Origin of the sequence: Pseudomonas sp. EA_65y_Pfl1_P113, assembly GCF_963970525.1 — a bacterium.
Classification (GTDB): Bacteria; Pseudomonadota; Gammaproteobacteria; order Pseudomonadales; family Pseudomonadaceae; genus Aquipseudomonas; species Aquipseudomonas tritici.
Genome location: NZ_CAXAQM010000700.1, coordinates 1 through 428, shown reverse-complemented (window position 1 = coordinate 428; position 428 = coordinate 1). Strand labels below are relative to the sequence as shown.

The window sequence follows — 428 nt, the reverse complement described above, 5'->3', positions numbered from 1 at the left end:
AGCGCGTCTTCGCGCAAGACCTCCCGGCCATCCACGTCTCAAGTCGCGAGAAGAACGTGGATGCCCGGCATCAGGCCGGGCATGACCAAGTGAGCAGGATGAGCAAGCCATGTCCGACAATGACGACGTCCCGTTCAACCGCAACTTCCCGCTGAAGCCGGGCGTCGTCGAGGAAGTCCGCCCCGGCGTCCGCCGGGTGCTGTGCAACAATCCGAGTCCGTTCACTTTCACGGGGACGGTGAGCTACATCATCGGCCAGGGCAACGTCGCGATCCTCGATCCCGGTCCTGACGATGCCGCCCATGCGGAAGCGCTGCTCGAGGCCGTGCGCGGCGAGACCGTGACGCACATCCTCGTCACCCACACCCACCGCGACCATTCGCCCAACACCGCGCGCATCAAAGAGGCGACCGGCGCAACCGTCTATG

At 65.2% G+C, this 428-nt stretch carries 1 protein-coding gene; it reads left to right on the top strand.

Annotated elements, in window-relative coordinates:
- Window positions 1-109: 109 nt before the first annotated feature.
- Window positions 110-428 (top strand): MBL fold metallo-hydrolase (locus AACY52_RS31785; RefSeq protein ID WP_339561624.1); only part of this gene is annotated, 319 nt, incomplete at its 3' end.